Source organism: Clostridium lamae (assembly GCF_033043255.1).
In the GTDB taxonomy this organism is placed as follows: domain Bacteria; phylum Bacillota; class Clostridia; order Clostridiales; family Clostridiaceae; genus Clostridium; species Clostridium lamae.
On record NZ_JASCQJ010000028.1, the window covers coordinates 26,587 to 45,164 of the forward strand.

16 protein-coding genes are annotated in these 18,578 nt (G+C 27.3%); 15 read left to right on the forward strand and 1 reads right to left on the reverse strand.

Going from position 1 to position 18,578, the window contains the following annotated elements; all coding sequences use genetic code 11:
• Nucleotides 1-10: 10 nt before the first annotated feature.
• The gene (gene yunB / locus QK892_RS12885; RefSeq protein WP_317273943.1) at nucleotides 11-667 is read left to right on the forward strand and encodes a sporulation protein YunB; all 657 of its coding nucleotides are present in this window, start codon (nucleotides 11-13) and stop codon (nucleotides 665-667) included.
• 103 nt (nucleotides 668-770) lie between these two features.
• On the opposite strand, the gene hpt is transcribed toward yunB, so the two are convergent.
• Nucleotides 771-1,298 (reverse strand): hypoxanthine phosphoribosyltransferase, encoded by a 528-nt coding sequence (gene hpt, locus QK892_RS12890; RefSeq protein ID WP_317273944.1) that lies wholly within the window; start codon nucleotides 1,296-1,298, stop codon nucleotides 771-773.
• 234 nt (nucleotides 1,299-1,532) lie between these two features.
• On the opposite strand from hpt, the gene hflX reads away from it, so the two are divergent.
• From hflX to htpG, 14 genes are all read left to right on the forward strand, one after another.
• Nucleotides 1,533-3,329, forward strand: a complete 1,797-nt coding sequence (hflX, locus tag QK892_RS12895; RefSeq protein ID WP_317273945.1) for a GTPase HflX — start codon at nucleotides 1,533-1,535, stop codon at nucleotides 3,327-3,329.
• Nucleotides 3,330-3,437: 108 nt separating this feature from the next.
• A complete protein-coding gene (locus QK892_RS12900; protein ID WP_317273946.1) occupies nucleotides 3,438-4,337 on the forward strand; it encodes a nucleotidyltransferase domain-containing protein in 900 nt (299 codons plus the stop codon).
• 15 nt (nucleotides 4,338-4,352) lie between these two features.
• Nucleotides 4,353-5,756, forward strand: a complete 1,404-nt coding sequence (locus QK892_RS12905; RefSeq protein WP_317273947.1) for an aminotransferase-like domain-containing protein — start codon at nucleotides 4,353-4,355, stop codon at nucleotides 5,754-5,756.
• Entirely contained in the window at nucleotides 5,753-6,400 is a 648-nt protein-coding gene (locus QK892_RS12910) for a YigZ family protein (protein WP_317273948.1), read from the forward strand. The genes QK892_RS12905 and QK892_RS12910 overlap by 4 nt, the downstream gene beginning before the upstream one ends.
• Before the next feature lie 81 nt (nucleotides 6,401-6,481).
• Nucleotides 6,482-7,219 carry a YebC/PmpR family DNA-binding transcriptional regulator gene (locus QK892_RS12915; protein WP_317273949.1) on the forward strand — a complete coding sequence of 246 codons (738 nt, stop codon included), beginning with the start codon at nucleotides 6,482-6,484 and terminating at the stop codon, nucleotides 7,217-7,219.
• 267 nt (nucleotides 7,220-7,486) lie between these two features.
• Nucleotides 7,487-8,779 (forward strand): TrkH family potassium uptake protein, encoded by a 1,293-nt coding sequence (locus QK892_RS12920; protein ID WP_317273950.1) that lies wholly within the window; start codon nucleotides 7,487-7,489, stop codon nucleotides 8,777-8,779.
• Between the two features lie 10 nt (nucleotides 8,780-8,789).
• Entirely contained in the window at nucleotides 8,790-9,464 is a 675-nt protein-coding gene (locus QK892_RS12925) for a potassium channel family protein (RefSeq protein WP_317273951.1), read from the forward strand.
• Between the two features lie 278 nt (nucleotides 9,465-9,742).
• Nucleotides 9,743-10,759, forward strand: coding sequence for a galactose ABC transporter substrate-binding protein (locus tag QK892_RS12930; RefSeq protein WP_317273952.1), 1,017 nt, complete (start codon nucleotides 9,743-9,745; stop codon nucleotides 10,757-10,759).
• 219 nt (nucleotides 10,760-10,978) lie between these two features.
• Entirely contained in the window at nucleotides 10,979-12,010 is a 1,032-nt protein-coding gene (locus QK892_RS12935; RefSeq protein WP_317273953.1) for a galactose ABC transporter substrate-binding protein, read from the forward strand.
• Between the two features lie 74 nt (nucleotides 12,011-12,084).
• Nucleotides 12,085-12,222, forward strand: a complete 138-nt coding sequence (gene scfA, locus QK892_RS12940) for a six-cysteine ranthipeptide SCIFF (protein ID WP_317273954.1) — start codon at nucleotides 12,085-12,087, stop codon at nucleotides 12,220-12,222.
• 71 nt (nucleotides 12,223-12,293) lie between these two features.
• Nucleotides 12,294-13,649: a thioether cross-link-forming SCIFF peptide maturase gene (scfB, locus tag QK892_RS12945; RefSeq protein ID WP_317273955.1), complete on the forward strand. Its 1,356-nt coding sequence runs from the start codon at nucleotides 12,294-12,296 to the stop codon at nucleotides 13,647-13,649.
• 185 nt (nucleotides 13,650-13,834) lie between these two features.
• The gene (locus tag QK892_RS12950) at nucleotides 13,835-15,049 is read left to right on the forward strand and encodes a M16 family metallopeptidase (RefSeq protein WP_317273956.1); all 1,215 of its coding nucleotides are present in this window, start codon (nucleotides 13,835-13,837) and stop codon (nucleotides 15,047-15,049) included.
• A gap of 13 nt (nucleotides 15,050-15,062) precedes the next feature.
• Nucleotides 15,063-16,475: an aminotransferase class I/II-fold pyridoxal phosphate-dependent enzyme gene (locus tag QK892_RS12955; protein ID WP_317273957.1), complete on the forward strand. Its 1,413-nt coding sequence runs from the start codon at nucleotides 15,063-15,065 to the stop codon at nucleotides 16,473-16,475.
• Between the two features lie 137 nt (nucleotides 16,476-16,612).
• Nucleotides 16,613-18,469, forward strand: a complete 1,857-nt coding sequence (gene htpG, locus QK892_RS12960) for a molecular chaperone HtpG (protein WP_317273958.1) — start codon at nucleotides 16,613-16,615, stop codon at nucleotides 18,467-18,469.
• The last annotated feature ends 109 nt before the right edge of the window (nucleotides 18,470-18,578 follow it).

Consider the following 18,578-nt stretch of genomic DNA (forward strand, 5'->3'; position numbering starts at 1 on the left):
GAAGGTGCCTATGAAGTATTATACAAAAAGATCTAAAATACGATTCAAAATTAAACACCCTAAGATTATAATGGTTATTATTGCCATTTTTGTACTATTAAATTCCATTTTGTACATTTTTGATAAAAATATTTTACCAGCTGTATTATCAATTGGAGAAGAAAGGCTTAAGAGAGAAGCAACTACTATAATTAATGAAACTGCCTTAGACATTTACTCTAAAGATTTTAATTATAATGAAATGATTATTACAGAAAAAGACAATGAGGGTAATATAACTATGCTAAGAGCAGATACAGTTAAGTTGAACTATTTATCATCAAAGTTAGTATTAGCATCTAATGATAAAATTAATCAGTTAGAAGAGTTAGGACTAAAGGTTCCTTTAGGATACATGACTAAAAATTTAGTCTTTTATAATTTAGGACCTAAGATCAGCGTTAAGATGGCTCAAATAGGAAATATAACAAGTAATTATGAATCTGTTTTTGAAAGCGCAGGAATAAACCAAACTAGACATAAAATATATTTGAATGTAAGTATGAAGATGAAAATAATAGTACCATTAAATAGTAGGGATGTAGAGGTTGCGAGTCAAATTCCAATTGCTGAAACAATAATAGTTGGTAAAATACCAAATACTGCAATTGAACTAAACAAAAATTGATTATTTATGTGAAAGGTATATTGAAGCTTATAATTGAAATGTTTATTCTAAAAATATAAAAGGCTGAGTAACTCAGCCTTTTATATTTTTATAGTATATATTTCTAGTTATTTTCCCAATTAAATACGTAAGGAACATTTCTATAGAAGTTTTCATAGTCAAGTCCATAACCAACAACGAATAAATCTTCTATTTCAAAGCAGCAATAATCAGGTGATAAATTTACCTTTCTTCTAGAAGGTTTGTCTAATAGAGTACATGTTTTTACTGATTTAGCACCACGTTTTTTTACATACTCAATAACAAATTCCATAGTATAACCAGTATCGATTATATCATCTACTATAAGTACATCCCATCCTTCAATATTGTCTGGAATATCATTAACTACCTTAACTTCACCAGTACTTTCTTCACCATGACCATAGCTTGAAGTAGTCATGAATCCTACTTTAGCTTTACAATCTAGGGCTCTAAATATATCTGCTCCAAAGATGAAACTTCCTCTAAGTAAAGGAAGAACATAAAGTTTTTTGTCTTTATAATCTTCAGTTATTTCTTTACCAAGCTCTTTAATTCTTGATTGAATTTGTTCTTCAGTGAAAAGTATATTTCTCTTTCTATCATCCATTGTATTAGTCCTCCTAAAATATGTAAAAGTTATTTAACCATTTATACATAAATATTATTAGTATTATATTACATATTATTTTTATTTCTTGCAACTTTTTTATATAATTTTGTTGTAGCTTAAAGCGGTTGAAATTTAGAAATGTATAAGGGATTATAAACATTAGTTTACAATAAATTATTAATGGTATAGAATTATAGGATAATTGTTAATAGTAAAAATGAGGTGATATAAATGATATTTGGGAATATAGATGGAATAAAAAAAGCTTATCTTGAAGAACTTGAAGGTATTTATAGAATGAAAGTTCTTAAAGATGAAGTTTGTAGTTCCGAAATAATAAATATAATATCAAGATTGACTTCTACAATAGAAAGAGAAATAAGTGTTGCTGTAGATAGAAGAGGGAAAGTAGTTTCAGTGACTATTGGAGATTCAACATCTGTAGAAATTGGAATGATAGATATAAGGGAAAAAAGATTATCTGGAATAAGAATAATTCATACGCACCCTAATGGATTTTCGAATCTATCAGCACTAGATTTATCAGCTTTATTAAAACTAAAATTAGATGCTATTGTAGCTATAGGTGTAGATAATGGGAATATAACAGATTATTCATTAGGTATGATTACAATAACTAATGATCTATTAGACTATGATGAAAAGCTTAACCTTTCATTAGAAGAATTACTTTCTATTCATATTTTAGATAGAATTAAGCATATAGAAGGATTGATTAAAGAAAAGGAAATAGAAGAAGATGAAGGTGAAAAGGCTATTTTAGTTGGTTCCGATTCTAGAGAAAGTTTAGAGGAGTTAAAAGAATTAACAAAGGCCTGTGATATACCAGTTTTAGATTTAGTATATCAAAGTAGAAGTAAGGTTGATCCTGCATTTTATATTGGAAAAGGTAAAGTTTTAGAGATTGCTTCTTTAAGACAAAGTAAACATGCAAATTTAATAATTTTTGATGATGAACTATCTGGTTCACAAGTAAGGAATTTAGAAGCAGCATTAGGAGCAAAGGTAATTGATAGGACTACATTGATTCTTGAGATATTTGCAAGAAGAGCAAGAAGTAGGGAATCTAAAATTCAAGTAGAACTAGCTCAATTAAAATATAGAATGAGTAGATTACAAGGTCTTGGGACAGTACTTTCAAGAACTGGTGGAGGAATTGGAACAAGAGGTCCTGGAGAAAAAAAATTAGAAACAGATAGAAGACATATAAAAGAAACTATATATGATTTAAATGATGCTCTTAAAAAAATTAAGAAAAATAGGGAAATTCAAAGAGAAAAAAGAAATAAAGAAAGTATTCCTAAGGTATCCTTAGTTGGTTATACTAACGCAGGGAAATCAACACTTAGAAATAAATTATGTGATTTAGCAGCACAAAGAGAGATTCAAGGGAAGGAAAAAGTGTTTGAAGCCGATATGCTTTTTGCTACCTTAGATATTACTACAAGATCAATTATATTAAAAAATAAGGGAGTAGTTACAATAACAGATACAGTTGGATTTGTTAGAAAACTTCCTCATGATTTAGTTGAAGCCTTTAAATCTACATTAGAAGAAGTTATATATTCAGATTTATTATGTCATTTAGTAGATTCTTCATCAGATTCTGCATTAGAGCAAATAGAAGCTGTAGAAGAAGTTCTAGGAGAACTTGGCGCTAAAGATAAAGATACTATATTAGTACTAAATAAAATTGATAAGGCTAATGAAGAGAAATTAGAAGAATTAAGAAAAGCTTGTTCTGAATATGAAGTTATTGAAATTTCAGCAAAAGAAAGTATAAATTTAGATGGTCTTTTACAATTGATTGAAGAAAAGCTACCATATAAAATGAAAAAATGCGAATATTTAATACCTTATGATAGAAGTGATATTAATTCTTTCCTTCATAGAAACGGTAGAGTTTTAGAAGAAGAATTTAAAGAGAATGGAAGCTACATGTTAGTAGAAGTAGATGATGAGATATATAATAAATCAAAAGAATTTGTAACTGAAATACTTAGTTAATAGATAAAAAATATTAAAAACTGCAATGAAGGTATACTTTATTGCAGTTTTTATTTATATTCTATATAATTATTGTAATAATACAAATTTAACAAATAGGGGTGAATAATGACAAAATCAATAAGTGATTATCAAAATGCATTTAAAGAAATAACAGAGAAATTAAAGAAAAATAATAATATTATTTCTATATTCATATTTGGAAGTATGGTAAGTGGTGATATATGGCAAGGATCTAATATTGATTTATTTGTAATATATAAAGATGAATTTAATGAAATCAGAGATGTATATTCTGAAGTGTTAGATATACCAATACATATAAAATTTATAAGTAAAGAATTATTTAAAAGTTACTATAATGAAGCTGGTAAAAGAGATATAATTATAAATTCTCTATTAGCTTCTAAAATGATATATTCAATCGATACTGAAATAACAGATTTGTACCAAAAGATTATATATATGATAGATTCTGATAAAGGAAGGTTAAATTTAGTTTATCTAGGAAATTGCTTTAAGGAAATAACAGTATGCAGAAAATATTTAAGTAAAGATAGTGGATATACAGCACATGAGTTATTAATAAGAGCATTAAATAATTTTTCAATGCTTTTTCTGAGTATTAATGGTTACACAGTTAGTAAAGACTCATTAACTATGGCATGCAATTTAAATGATAGTCTAAATGATAAGGTACAGGATTTATTTTATAAAGAAGTTAATGATGAAAGCATAGAGGCTTTATTAAACTATATGGAAAATTATTTGGAGCATAATATAGAAAAGGCTTCAAAGGATTTACTTAATTTTATTAAGAATCAAGACATAGCATTAAGTGCTTATGATATTAAAGTAAACCCATATTTTAAAAATTTTAAAATTAAAATAGAAGAGATACTTAAAGTTCTATATAAAAATAATATTATTGTAAAAAGTAAAAGGGAGCTTACTGATTCTAAAGGTAATTTTCTAGCTATAGAAAATGTATATCAGTATAAAAAGTAATCTTTTGGAGGCTTTATGAAAGAATTGTATGAAATATGCTTTAAAGAGGATATTCCCAAATATATTCAGATAGCAAGCCATTTGAAAAAATTAATAGATAATAGAGTTATTAAAGATGGTGAGAAGTTACCAACTATTAGAGAATTTTCTACTATTTTAAATGTAAATAAAGTTACTATAGTTAATGCATATAAAAAGTTAAAGGTGGATGGATATGCATATCAGAAAGTTGGTTCAGGAACTTATGCAAAGAGAAGAGAAGTAACTTCAGCTTTTAGTAGGGAATATTCAAAAATATTTAAGGATTTATCATCAGATGATTTAAAAAATATAATTGATTTTACTGGGGAAACCAATTCAGAGGTTTATTTCCCAATAGAAGATTTTAAGAATGTTATTAATAAAGTTTTAGATAGAGATGGAGGAAATGCTTTAATTACAAAAGAATCTCTTGGATATGAAAATTTAAGAAGAACTATAAATAAAGCATTTTGGAATGATAATTTAGATTTAAATAATATTTTAATTGTTTCAGGAGCACAGCAAGGTATTGATATAGCTTCGAAGGCAATAGTAAATATAAATGATAATGTAGTAGTAGAAAGACCTACTTATGGAGGAGCTATTTCTGTATTTAAATGGAGAAGAGCTAATATATTTGAAATAGGTCTAGAAAAAGATGGGCTAGACTTGCAAGCCTTTGAAGAGATATTAAAAAAAAATAGTATTAGTTGCTTTTATACTATGAGTTATTTTCATAATCCGACTGGAGTAAGCTATAGTTTAGAAAAAAAATTAAAATTATTAGAGTTAGCGAATAAATATGATTTTTATATTATTGAAGATGACTACCTATCAGAATTAATATATGATGATAAAATAAAACATGAACCTTTAAAGAGTTTAGACAAATATGAAAGAGTGATATATATAAAGAGTTTTTCTAAGGTTTTTTTGCCTGGAATAAGACTTGGTTATATGATAACTCCATCATTTTTTAATGAAACGATTCAAAGTTCTAAGATCAATACTGATATTGCAACTTCTAGCCTTATGCAAAGGGCTTTGGAACTTTATATTAGTGAAGGACTCTGGAAAAAGAATATTGACTTTCAACAAAATTTGTATAAAGAAAAATATTTATTAATGAGGGAATTAATAAATAAAGAACTAGCAGACGAGGTTTCATATATTGATCCTAAAGGAGGGCTATATTTTTATTTAGAAATAGAAAATAAAAATGTAAGTTCAAAGGAATTATTTTATAAATTAAAAAATAAAAATTTATATATTACACCAGGTACTGTATTATTTAAGGAGCCAAGTAATGGAGATAGTTATTTTAGAATTAGTTTCTCACAAGCAAGTAAGAAGAAAATAGTTGAAGGAATAGAGTTAATAAAGGAGGAACTTAAGTGAGTTACGTTACTATTAGAGAATACGGGGAAGATAGATTTATAGAAAAAAAATCAGAGTTCATAGGTTACGCAAAAAGATGTGAAACTGAAGAAGAGGCAAAGGCTTTTGTTACTGAGATAAAAAATATGCATAAACAGGCTAGGCATAATTGTTTTGCTTATATTATTGGAGCAAATATGGGGATTCAAAGATATAGCGATGATGGAGAGCCTCAGGGAACGGCTGGTATACCTATATTAGAAGTTATGAAAAAAAGTAATATAACTGATTGTGCAATAGTAGTGACTAGATATTTTGGAGGAATATTACTTGGAGCAGGAGGACTTACAAGAGCGTACACTAAAGGGGCTTCAATTGCATTAAAGGCTGGAGGAATAGTTGAAAAAGTAAAGGGAATTAGATTATTACTTTGTATGGACTATGACATGCTTGGTAAAATACAATATAAATGTAATGAAAATAACTGGCATATTGAAGAAGTTGAATATACAGATAAGGTAGTAGTGCATTTATTATCAGAGCTTGATTTAGCAAAAGAAATTGAAAAAAGCATTATAGAAATATCGAATGGGAAAATAATAATAAATAGAAAAGATGAAGGTGTGTATTTTAAAGAAGAAAATAGATTATATAAGTTAATTTAACACATTTGTAATAATAAAATAATTATGATATAATCCCAATGTATTTATAATAATATTTAATAATGTTGGGAGGAATAAAAAATGTCAGGACATTCAAAATGGCATAATATACAAAATAAAAAAGGAAAAGCAGATGCGAAAAGAGGAAAAATCTTTACAAAGTTAGGTAAAGAAATAATGATAGCAGTCAAAAATGGTGGTCCTGTTCCCGACACAAATCCAAAATTAAGAGATGTAATAGCTAAGGCAAAGGCTGCAAATATGCCTAATGATACAATAACTAGATCAATTAAGAAGGCTTCAGGTGAACTTTCAGGAGTTAACTATGAAAAGATAGTTTATGAAGGTTATGGGCCATCAGGAGTTGCTGTAATAGTAGAAACTTTAACAGATAATAAAAACAGATCAGCAGGAAATGTAAGAAGTGCCTTCACAAAAGGCGGTGGAAACATGGGAGCCACAGGATGTGTAAGCTTCATGTTCCAAGAAAAGGGAGAAATAGTTATTGAAAAAGAAGATAGAGATGAAGATGAAATAATGATGCTTGCACTTGATTCAGGAGCAGAAGATTTTGCTTCAGAAGAAGAAGTTTTTATAGTAACAACTACACCAGAAGATTTCGGTTCAGTTAGAGAAGTTTTAGAAGCAGAAGGAATTGAATTCTTGGAAGCAGCAGTTAAAATGATTCCAGATACATATACTGAAATCACTGAAGATGATGCAAAGAAATTCCAAAAAATGTTAGATTTACTTGAAGATGATGATGATGTTCAAGAAGTGTATCACAATGCTGAATTCCCTGAAGGATGGGATGAATAGAGATAAATATAAAAAATATCCTCTTGTATAGGAGGATATTTTTTTGTATATTTTTATTTACAGATAAGTCGATAAATTGTGAAATTTTGACCTTTTGTGATTAAATGGACAATAAACAATCGTAGTTACATTAATTAGTAAAATTATAAGAATTTTAATAAAAATAACGAAATTGACAGTATAAAATAAGGAATATATAATTATCCTAAATAAGGAGAAGATCTAATAATAATCGTTTCAGTTATATAGATTAAAGGAGATCATTATATGAAATTATTAAAAAAAATTAGTCCAGGTAGAATAATTGTGCTAGGATTTTTTAGCGTAATTGTTATTGGAACAATACTATTAAAACTACCAATATCAATACGTGATGGAGTAGAAGTTTCATGGGTAGATGCTCTATTTACATCAACTAGTGCAGTTTGTGTAACAGGATTAATAGCAATTGATACTGCTGACACATTTACAGTTTTTGGACGAGCAGTAGTAGCTTTGTTAATTCAAATAGGAGGACTCGGAGTTACGTCAGTAGGGGTTGGATTCATTATACTTATGGGTAGAAAAGTAGGGATTAAAGAGAGAGTATTGATAAAGGAATCAATGAATTTAGATACGATGAAGGGGCTTGTAAAACTTGTTAAATCTATTTTATTTCTTACTTTAAGTTTTGAGTTAGTTGGGGTTATATTAAGTTATTTAGTTTTCTCTAAGGATTATAGTCCGTTAGATGCATTAGGAATAAGTATGTTCCATTCTATTGCTGCTTTTAATAATTCTGGTTTTGATATATTAGGTGGTCTTCAGAATCTAATACCATATCAAAATAATGTATTATTAAATTTAACAACATGTGGATTAATTATTTTTGGTGGACTAGGATTTTTAGTTATAAAAGAAATAATAGGAAAGAGAAATTTTAAAAAGTTTAGTCTACATGCAAAAGTAGTAATAACTGTAACAATTGTATTGCTTTTAGTTGGAACAGTATTACTTAAAGCTACTGAAGATATATCATGGCTTGGAGCATTTTTCTTTAGTACTTCTGCTAGAACTGCTGGTTTTAGTACATATCCTCTTGGAAATTTCACAAATGCAGGTTTATTCACTTTAACTGTATTAATGTTTATTGGTGCTTCACCTGGGTCTACAGGAGGAGGTATAAAAACTACAACGATATTCACTTTGTTTAAGAGTATTTACAGTACATCTACAAATAAAAATTGTGTAGCATTTAAGAGAAAAATACCAATGGCTGTTGTTTTAAAAGCTTTTAATATATTTGTATTAGCAATAGCTGTAGTGAGCCTTGGTACATTTGCCTTAAGTATAATAGAGCAAGAGTATTCTTTTATTCAATTGTTGTTTGAAGTAACTAGCGCTTTTGGTACTGTAGGGTTATCTACTGGAATTACGCCAGATCTTGAAGATATAAGTAAAGTAATTGTATCTTTAATTATGTTTATTGGAAGACTTGGACCAATGACAATGGCAAGTATATGGTCATTTAAAGAGACTGCAAACGCATGTTACTCAGAAGAAACAGTTATAATTGGATAGGAGGATAATTATGTTTAATCATAAAAAATACGTAGAATTTGGAATAATAGGAATAGGGAGATTTGGATTTGCATTAGCAAAAACTTTAATTGAGGCAGGGAAGGAAGTTATAGTTTTAGATAGTGATGAAAATAAAATAAAGCAAATAAGAAATTTAACTGATAATGCTTTTGTAGTAAATAATTTAGGAAAAGAAGCACTAGAAGAAACAGGGATTCAGAATTGTGAAACTGTGTTTGTATGTATTGGAGAAAAAATAGATGTTAGTATTTTAACAACATTAAATGTAATAAATATGGGAGTAAAAAGAGTTATTTCTAAAGCTAATACTTATGAACAAGGCTGTGTATTAAGAAAAATAGGTGCAGAGGTTGTTTATCCAGAAAATGATATGGCTATTAGAATTGCAAATAGATTATTAAATGAAGAAGCTTTTGAGTTCATAGAGTTAAATAATGATATTCACATAGAAGAAGTTAGAGTTACTGAAGTAATAGATGATAAATCAATTTTAAAGTCTAATATTCGTAATAACTTTGGATTAAATATAATAGCCTTAGAAAGAGATGAAGAAACAATAATAGAGTTAGATCCTAGCTTTATATTAAAAGAAAATGATTTGATAGTTGTTATAGGTAAGAAGGATTCAATTAGGCGTTTTGAGGAATACTTAAATAATAAATAAAAAAAGAGTGATTTGCCAAAATCACTCCCCAGATTATTCTGTAGTGACTTTTTCACTCCACTTGGAAGATACTAAAGTCTATATACATAATAACAAAAATAAAAAATTGAGCAATATAAAAATATAGGTTCTTTATGTAAAATATACTAAGCTACAATACATTTACCATTATATAAATAAAAATTAATGTTATTAATATAACATAAATTCAGAACATATAGGAAGAATAAGTTTATAAGGTTTTTAATTTTAAATTATTATAATATATGGGGTGTTTTATGAAAAAGCTAAGTGTTTTTATATTGATTTCAATTATGGTAATAATAGCTTTTGATTATAAATCGAAAGCTATTGTTTTATACAAGTATCCAATAAATTTTGGAGTGTTACTATATAAAGAAGATGATGAATACATAAGAAGTGTCAAAAATGAATTGTTGAAAATTGAAAATGCAAATAAGGATACAGTTAAATTTGAGTTTTATGATGCAAAAGATAGTCAAGAATTACAAAACTCTCAAATTGATGAATTAATAAATAAGAATGTAGATGTAATTCTATTAAATTTAGTAGATATTAATAAATCTAAAGTAGCAATCGATAAAATAAAAGCAAGCAATATTCCAGTTTTATTTTTTAATAGGGAACCTAAAACTTTAGAATGGATAAAATCGTATAATAAGGCGCTTTATATAGGGACTGAAGCTTGTGAAGCAGGAAATATTCAGGCATCTATGATATTAGAAGAAATAAAGCAACAAATAATAAGGGATGCAAATCAAAATGGTAGTCTAGATACTATCATATTAAATGGTGAAGCTGAGAATATTGAAGCTCAACTAAGAAGTGAATGTGCTATTAGGGCTTTAAATGAGAATAATATTAGGACTAATATTATTGCTAATGAGTATTGTAATTGGGAAAAAGAATGTGCGATGATGAAAATAGATGAATTGTTTTTAAAATATGGGAATACTATTGACTTAATAATTGCTAATAATGATTCAATGGCAATAGGTGCTATAATGGCATTGCAGAAATATGGATATAATACAGGAGACAAAGAAAAATATATACCAGTTGTTGGGGTAGATGGGACAGATGAAGCAAAAAATGCAATAGAAAAAGGTTTTATGACAGGGACAGTAATCCAAAATAGTGAAGAGATGGCAAAGGTATTATATACAATAGGTAACAATCTAGTAAAAGGAGATCCGAAATTAAAAGGTACTTTATACAACTTTGATATTACAGGAGTTGGAGTTAGAATACCTTATAACGGATATATAATTTAAACTGCATAAGTATATATGTCTTTAATATAAGTGCTATAAGAGGTTGTGAGAAAAAGCTATTTTAAAACAGTATCACAACTTTTTTTCGTATTTAAAATAAAATCAAATTTATTATGTTTTTTAGAATAAAAATTTTTTTATAATTTATACTAATTCTACAGGTAAATTACTATGAAATAATATAAATACACAAATGATTAAGGAGATATGAAGAATAGTATGAAAAGAATAAGTATATTTAGTATTTTAATAATTATAATTATTAGCATATTTAAGTTAGATGTTAGCGCTACTGTTATTAATAAAAATCCAATAAAAGTAGGAGTTCTTCTATATAGAGGAGATACGAATTATCTTTCTCAAGTAAAAAGCGAATTATTAAAAATAGAAAATGAAAATAATGATAAAATAGACTATTTGTTTTATGACGCTAATGCAAGTCAAGAATTACAAAATAGACAAATAGATGAACTTATAAATATGAAAGTAGACTTGATATTGTTAAACATTGTGGATATACAGCAAGCAGATTCTATAATTAGTAAAATAAAAGAAACTAACACTCCTCTTATAGTTTTTAATAGAGAACCACTATCTTTAAATGAGATTAAAGCTTATAACAAGTCTTTATATGTAGGGACTGAATCTTGTGACGCAGGTAGAATTAAAAGTCAAATGATAATAAATGAGATAAGAAGTGGAAATATAAAAGATAAAAATAAAAATGATGCCATAGATTATGTATTGCTAGAAGGGGATGTAGGGAATATAGAAGCCACTTTAAGAAGTGAATGTGTTATAAGAGCTTTAAATGATAATAAAATTAGAACTAATATGATAGCTGAACAAGTATGTAATTGGGAGCAAGAATGTGCTAAAGAAAAGACTAAAGATTTATTTTCAAAGTATGGAGATAATATAGAGGTAATAATTTCAAACAATGATGATATGGCTATAGGAGCAGTTAGGGCACTTCAAGAAAGTGGATATAATATGGGAGATCCAAATAAATTTATATCAGTAGTGGGTGTAGGCGGATCAGCTGAAGCAATAGAAATGATAGATAGTGGATTTATGACAGGAACAGTTTTCCATGACCCTAAAGCAAAAGCAATAGCCCTTTATAAAATAGGATTAAACTTAGCAAATGGTAAAGAACCATTGAAAGATACAGAATATGAATTTGATAGAACAGGAGTAGCGGTTAGAATACCCTTTAATGGCTATATTACAAGAAATCAATCAAACTAATAAAATGTACTTTTAAAAGTAACATTTTTATGGTATAATCGTGAAGGATTTTGGAAGATTGGGGGAGTATAATCATGAAACATATAAAGACAATTAATAAGAGTAATATCAAAAACAGCTTAGTAAAACCAGGTTGTAAAGAATGTGCTAACTCATGTCAATCAGCATGCAAAACTTCATGTACGGTTGCAAACTTAGAGTGTGAAAACTAATTAACAAAAGCGGTAACTGTTAAGTTGCTGCTTACTTTTTAGGTTAAGCAAAGTTTTGGGAGGGGGATAAAATGTCTTTAATACATAAATTTAAGCAAGGTGATAACTGTTTTGTATTAGATGTAAATACAGGAGCAGTCCATATAGTAGATGATTTAGTATATGATTTAGTTCATGATGATGGAATGAAGGATAAAGAAGAAGTAATTAGACTTTTAAGTGATAAATATGAAGAAGAATCCATTGTAGAGGCTTATGATGAGATATTAGAACTTATTAATGATGGGATATTATATTCTGAAGATAAGTATGAAGATATAGCACATGGTTCAATGAATGATAGAGATTATATAAAGGCTGTATGCTTGAATATAATTCATGGATGTAATTTAAGATGTAAATATTGTTTTGCTGATGAAGGCGAATATAATGGACATAAAGGAGTTATGTCTTTAGAGACTGCTAAAAAAGCAATAGATTACGTAGTGAAAAGGAGCGGTCCAAGAAGAAATATTGAAATAGATTTATTTGGTGGAGAACCAACTATGATTATGGATACTGTAAAAGAAATAATACAGTATGCTAGAGAAAATGAAAAAGAGTGGAAGAAAAATATAAGATTTACAATGACAACAAATGCAACTCTTTTAAATGATGATATGATGGATTTTATGGATAAAGAAATGGGGAATATTATACTTTCATTGGATGGAAGAAAATGCGTTAATGACAATGCAAGAATAAAAATTAATGGAAGTGGATCTTATGATGATATAGTTCCAAATATAAAGAAAATGATTAAAAAGAGATCTCCTGGCAAAATGTATTATGTTAGAGGTACATTTACAAAAGCAAATACTGATTTCTTTGAAGATGTAATGGCTATGGTAAATGAAGGTTTTGATCAAGTTTCTATAGAACCAGTAGTATTAGAAAATGGACATCCTCTTGCACTAAGAGAAGAAGATTTGCCAGAAATAATGAAAAGTTATGATAAGTTATATGAAGATATGGCAAAAAGAAAAAGAGAAAAAAAGGGAGAATATAACTTTTATCATTTTAATGTTGATTTAAATGGTGGACCATGTGTTTATAAGAGGATTTCAGGTTGTGGAGCAGGTTTTGAATATGTTGCAATAACTCCTCAAGGTGATGTTTATCCATGTCATCAATTCGTAGGAAAAGAAGAATTTAAACTTGGAAGTATATACGATGATACATATGATAAAGAGATTGGTAAAGAGTTTAAAAAAGCTCATATATACAATAAGCCAAAATGTAAAGATTGTTGGGCGAGATTCTATTGTAGTGGAGGATGTCAAGCGAACAACTTTAGTTTTAATGGTGATATGAAGATACCTTATGAAATAGGTTGTAAAATGCAAAAGAAAAGAATTGAATGTGCAATTGCATTAAAAGCAGAGTAAAATTAAAGCTCTAGAAAAGAAGATCCAAAATAGTAATGTAAGATGTCTAATAAAAAAATAGAGATTTAATTTAAAATGAATTACTAAAAAAGTTATTTTTGAAACTCCGCAAGGAGTTTTTTCTTTAATTTAATATTTTGTAACAAAGCTATAAAAATAGGTATAGTAATTTTATGGAGGTAACTATGGAAATATTACTGAATAATGGGATAAAGCTTATTTATAAAAAAACTATTTCTAAGCTTACATCAATATCAATTTCAATAGATGCAGGAGCTTGCAAAGAAAAAGAAATATTCGGATTAGCACATGCTACCGAGCACATGTTATATAAGGGAACAAAAAATCGAAGCGAAGTAAATATAAATAAGGAGTTAAGTAGAATTTTTGGATTTCAAAATGCAATGACAAATTATCCTTATGTTATTTACTATGGAACTATGTTAAATGAAGACTTCGAGAAAGCTGTAGATATATTTTCGGATATACTTATAAATCCTACATTTAAAGAAGAAGGATTTATTGAAGAAATGAGCGTTATAAGAGAAGAGTTAAGTGAATGGGATGAAGAGCTAGATCAATTTTGTGAAGATAAGTTATATTTAAATAGCTTTCAAGAAAGAAGGATTAAATATCCAATTATAGGTAGAATGAAAGATTTAGATAAAATAACTTTAAATGATATTATAGATTTCTATAATAAAAATTATAAACCGGAAAATACATCTATTGCTGTAGTATCATCTTTAGATATTGAAGAAATAAAATTAATAATCGAAAAGTATTTTATGGAGTGGGAAAGTAATAAAGAAAGCTTTAAAGATGAAGCAATTTATGATATAGATAACTTCAATATTTTCAAGGATATCAGAGAGGGGATTAATGGATGTAAGGTTCAAATGATATTTCCAATAGATGAATTGAACTATGATGAAATGAAAGCCTTAAGAATATTCAATGAATATTTTGGCGATGGTGTAAACTCAGTATTATTTAATAACCTAAGAACTAAGAATGGTCTTATCTATGATATCATAACTAAGATAGCTTATGAAAAGTATATTAAGTTATATAAAATTACTTTCAGCACCTCAAAGAAGAATCTGAAAAAGACTTTAGATATAATTAATGAATGCATAGAGAGTGTGAAAAATTCTAATTTAATTATTAGTGAAGAAGATATTATTGATTATGTAAAATCCATAAAGCTTAAAAAGTTATTTAGAGAAGAACAAAATATTATTTTAGCTAAAGAACTATCAACTTATAGTACTATGTTTGGAAATTTTAAAATATATGATGAGGAACTAGAGGAAATAGATAAAATTAGAAAAGAAGATATAGTAGAAGTAACTAGAAAAGTATTTAACAATAAATCAATTCAAATAATAAGTAACTAATAAAGGAGAAATAATGGAAAGAGCACCGCTATTAGAAGAGTTACTAAAATATAAGAATGAATATAATTTAATATTATCAATGCCTGGAAATAAAAGTGGCAAAGCGTTTTTAAAGGATGATTTAGGAAGAAAATTTAAGGAAACATTAGGAGAGTTAGATATTACAGAAGTAGATAATCTAGATAATCTTCATCAGCCGGAAGGTATAATAAAAGAAGCACAAGAACTTTTAGCGAAGACATATAAGGTTAATAAAGCATACTTTTTAGTTAATGGAAGTTCCTCAGGAAATTTAGCGGCTATTTTTTCAGCTTTTAATGAAGGGGATGAAGTATTAGTTGAAAGGAATTGTCATAAATCAATATATAATGCAATTATTTTAAGAAAATTAAAAGTAGTATATATTGAATCAGTTATCGATAATAATTTAGGCATTTTTTTACCTCCTAGGGACGAAGAAATTTTAAAAGCTTTTAATAATTCGAAAAATCCAAAAGGAATTATACTAACTAATCCAAATTATTTTGGAGTTTACTATGATTTAGAAAATACAATAAAAATGCTTAAGGATAAGGGATTGAGAATAATAATAGATAGTGCTCATGGAGCACACTTAGGAATAAGTAAAAGTTTACCTAAATCTATGGCTAAATTAGGTGATTATGTAGTTTTAAGTGCACATAAGACTTTACCAAGTCTTACTCAAGGGGCGTTTTTGTTAGTTAATAATAATGATGAGAATATTGAGTTTTACATAAAGGCTTTTATGACAACTTCTCCATCATATTTAATAATGGCTTCTTTAGATTACTCAAGATATTACTTAGATAATTATGGGGAAGAGGATTATGATAATTTGATTGAAAGAGCAGAGCTTTGGAGAGAAAAAATAAATTCACTTAATAAAGTTAAAATTATTGATAAAATTGAAATAGATGAAAATTATAAAATAGACAAAAGCAGATATTTAGTAACATTAAGGGATGGATTTAGTGGACACAAACTTTTAGATTACTTAAAGGCGAAAAAGATACAAGCAGAAATGAGCTTTTCTAAAGGTGTAGTGTTGATATTATCAACTTGCAATAGCAATAATGACTTTGAGAAGATTTATTCAGCGTTTAATGAACTGGATATGAATTTAATAAGTTTAATAGAAGGAAATTATATTTACAAAAATATATTACCTACAAAAGTTTTAGAGCCATTTCAAGTTTTAAGTTTGAAATGTAAAAAAATAAGTTTAAAAGAATCTTTAGGAAAGGTATCAAAAAGTTTTATAGTGCCATATCCACCGGGAGTTCCAGTAGTATGCCCAGGAGAAATAATAACTAACGAAGTTATTGAAATAGTAGAAGAATACTTAAATAATAACTTAACAGTAGTTGGAATAGATAATAAAAAAGTTGAAATAGTAGATAATTGAAGATATAGAATATTATTTTGAAATTTATCAATTTAAATAACTATAAAAAACATAAAAGGATAAAAATAGGTCATAGTAAATATTGACATATTTTATTATATTAAATAAAATGTTTTGATGTAAGAGGAGGGATTTTTATGGAGAAAAATAAAGGAAATATATCAATTCATACTGAGAATATTTTTCCTATAATAAAAAAATGGTTATATTCTGATAAAGACATTTTTATAAGAGAGCTTATAAGTAATGGGTGTGATGCAATAAGCAAATTAAAAAGACTAGGGTCTTTAGGTGAAGTAAAATTAAGTGAAAATGAAAAATATAGAATTTTAGTTTCAGTAAATAAAGAAAATGGAACTTTAAAATTTATAGACAACGGAATCGGTATGACTGATGAAGAAGTAAAGAAGTATATTAATCAAGTTGCCTTTTCTGGAGCAGAAGATTTTATAAATAAGTATAAAGACAAGATAGACGAGGAAAAAGATATTATAGGACACTTTGGGCTAGGATTTTATTCTGCATTTATGGTGTCAACAAAAGTTCAAATTGATACATTATCATATTTAGAAGGATCTGAAGCTGTAACTTGGATATGTGAGGGTGGAACTGAATATGAAATTTCTCCTTCGGAAGATAGAAAAGAAAGAGGAACAACTATAACTTTATTTGTAGCTGATGATAGTAAAGAATTCTTAGAAGCTTATAAAGTTAGGGAAGTTATAGAAAAATATTGTTCATTCTTACCAATAGAAATATATTTAGAAGAAGAGGGGAAAGAAGTTAAAGAAGAGGATATAAAACCTCTAAATGATACAACACCACTTTGGGTGAAATCTCCAAAAGATTGTACAGACGAAGAATATAAAGAATTTTATAAAAAAGTATTTTTAGATTTTAATGATCCATTATTTTGGATTCATTTAAATGTAGATTATCCATTTAATTTAAAAGGGATACTATATTTCCCTAAATTAAAGCATGAATTAGAAGCTACAGAAGGTCAAGTGAAATTATATAATAACCAAGTATTCGTAGCTGATAATATTAAAGAAGTTATACCAGATTTCCTACTTTTACTAAAGGGTACAATTGATTGTCCAGATTTACCTTTAAATGTTTCTAGGAGTTTTCTACAAAAGGATAAAGACGTAATGAAAATTTCTAAGCACATAGTTAAGAAAGTAGCGGATAAACTAGTAGGCCTATATAAAAATGAAAGAGAAAATTTCAATAGTTTCTGGAACGATATACAAATATTCATCAAATATGGATGTTTAAGAGATGAAAGCTTTTATGAAAAGATTAAAGATATAATTATTTTTAAAAGATTAAATGGTGACTATATTACTTTAAAAGAATATCTTGAAGAAAATAAAGAAAAGCATGAAAATAAAGTATTTTATGTATCTGATAAGAAGCAACAATCTCAATACATCAAAATGTTCAAGGAAGCAAATTTAGATGCTTTAGTATTAGATTGTTCTTTAGATAATCATTTTATTAGCTTTTTAGAAGCAAAGGAAACAGGAGTTACATTTGCAAGAATAGACTCAGATATTTCTGAGATATTAAAAAGTGATGAAACTGAAGAACATAAAGATTTGAATGAAAAAATTAAAAGCTTATTTAATGAAGTAATTACTAATAATGTGAGAGAAGTTAAGGTAGAAAGTTTAAAAAATTCTGAAACACCAGCTATGATATTAGTTTCAGAGCAATCAAGAAGAATGTCTGAAATGAGTAGGATGTTCGGGGGTATGGATATGCCAGATATGTTTAAAGAAGAAAGAACCTTAGTAGTTAATAATAACAATCCAATTATTAAAAAAATATCTTCAATAAATATAGAAGGAAGAGAAGAAAAAGTAAATTTAATCTGTAATTATATACTTGATCTTGCTTTATTATCTAATAAAGAATTAAATCAAGAGGAAATGGATAACTTTATAAATAGAAGCAATAAGCTATTAAATATGATTATAGAATTGTAAAAAGACATTATTTAAAGAATAAAAACTCCGAATAAACTTGACCCTGTCAAGTAGACAATAGGAAAAAAGACTCTTTATGCGGCATGAAACTTATATTGAATAGGACTCA

What these genes read in the sequence shown, in the direction of transcription:
- hflX (WP_317273945.1), top strand. Translation starts at nt 1,533, where the DNA reads ATGATATTTGGGAATATAGATGGAATAAAAAAAGCTTATCTTGAAGAA.
- QK892_RS12950 (WP_317273956.1), top strand. Translation starts at nt 13,835, where the DNA reads ATGGAAATATTACTGAATAATGGGATAAAGCTTATTTATAAAAAAACT.
- QK892_RS12925 (WP_317273951.1), top strand. Translation starts at nt 8,790, where the DNA reads ATGTTTAATCATAAAAAATACGTAGAATTTGGAATAATAGGAATAGGG.
- htpG (WP_317273958.1), top strand. Translation starts at nt 16,613, where the DNA reads ATGGAGAAAAATAAAGGAAATATATCAATTCATACTGAGAATATTTTT.
- hpt (WP_317273944.1), bottom strand. Translation starts at nt 1,298, where the DNA reads ATGGATGATAGAAAGAGAAATATACTTTTCACTGAAGAACAAATTCAA.
- QK892_RS12935 (WP_317273953.1), top strand. Translation starts at nt 10,979, where the DNA reads ATGAAAAGAATAAGTATATTTAGTATTTTAATAATTATAATTATTAGC.
- QK892_RS12905 (WP_317273947.1), top strand. Translation starts at nt 4,353, where the DNA reads ATGAAAGAATTGTATGAAATATGCTTTAAAGAGGATATTCCCAAATAT.
- yunB (WP_317273943.1), top strand. Translation starts at nt 11, where the DNA reads ATGAAGTATTATACAAAAAGATCTAAAATACGATTCAAAATTAAACAC.
- QK892_RS12915 (WP_317273949.1), top strand. Translation starts at nt 6,482, where the DNA reads ATGTCAGGACATTCAAAATGGCATAATATACAAAATAAAAAAGGAAAA.
- scfB (WP_317273955.1), top strand. Translation starts at nt 12,294, where the DNA reads ATGTCTTTAATACATAAATTTAAGCAAGGTGATAACTGTTTTGTATTA.
- scfA (WP_317273954.1), top strand. Translation starts at nt 12,085, where the DNA reads ATGAAACATATAAAGACAATTAATAAGAGTAATATCAAAAACAGCTTA.
- QK892_RS12955 (WP_317273957.1), top strand. Translation starts at nt 15,063, where the DNA reads ATGGAAAGAGCACCGCTATTAGAAGAGTTACTAAAATATAAGAATGAA.
- QK892_RS12900 (WP_317273946.1), top strand. Translation starts at nt 3,438, where the DNA reads ATGACAAAATCAATAAGTGATTATCAAAATGCATTTAAAGAAATAACA.
- QK892_RS12930 (WP_317273952.1), top strand. Translation starts at nt 9,743, where the DNA reads ATGAAAAAGCTAAGTGTTTTTATATTGATTTCAATTATGGTAATAATA.
- QK892_RS12920 (WP_317273950.1), top strand. Translation starts at nt 7,487, where the DNA reads ATGAAATTATTAAAAAAAATTAGTCCAGGTAGAATAATTGTGCTAGGA.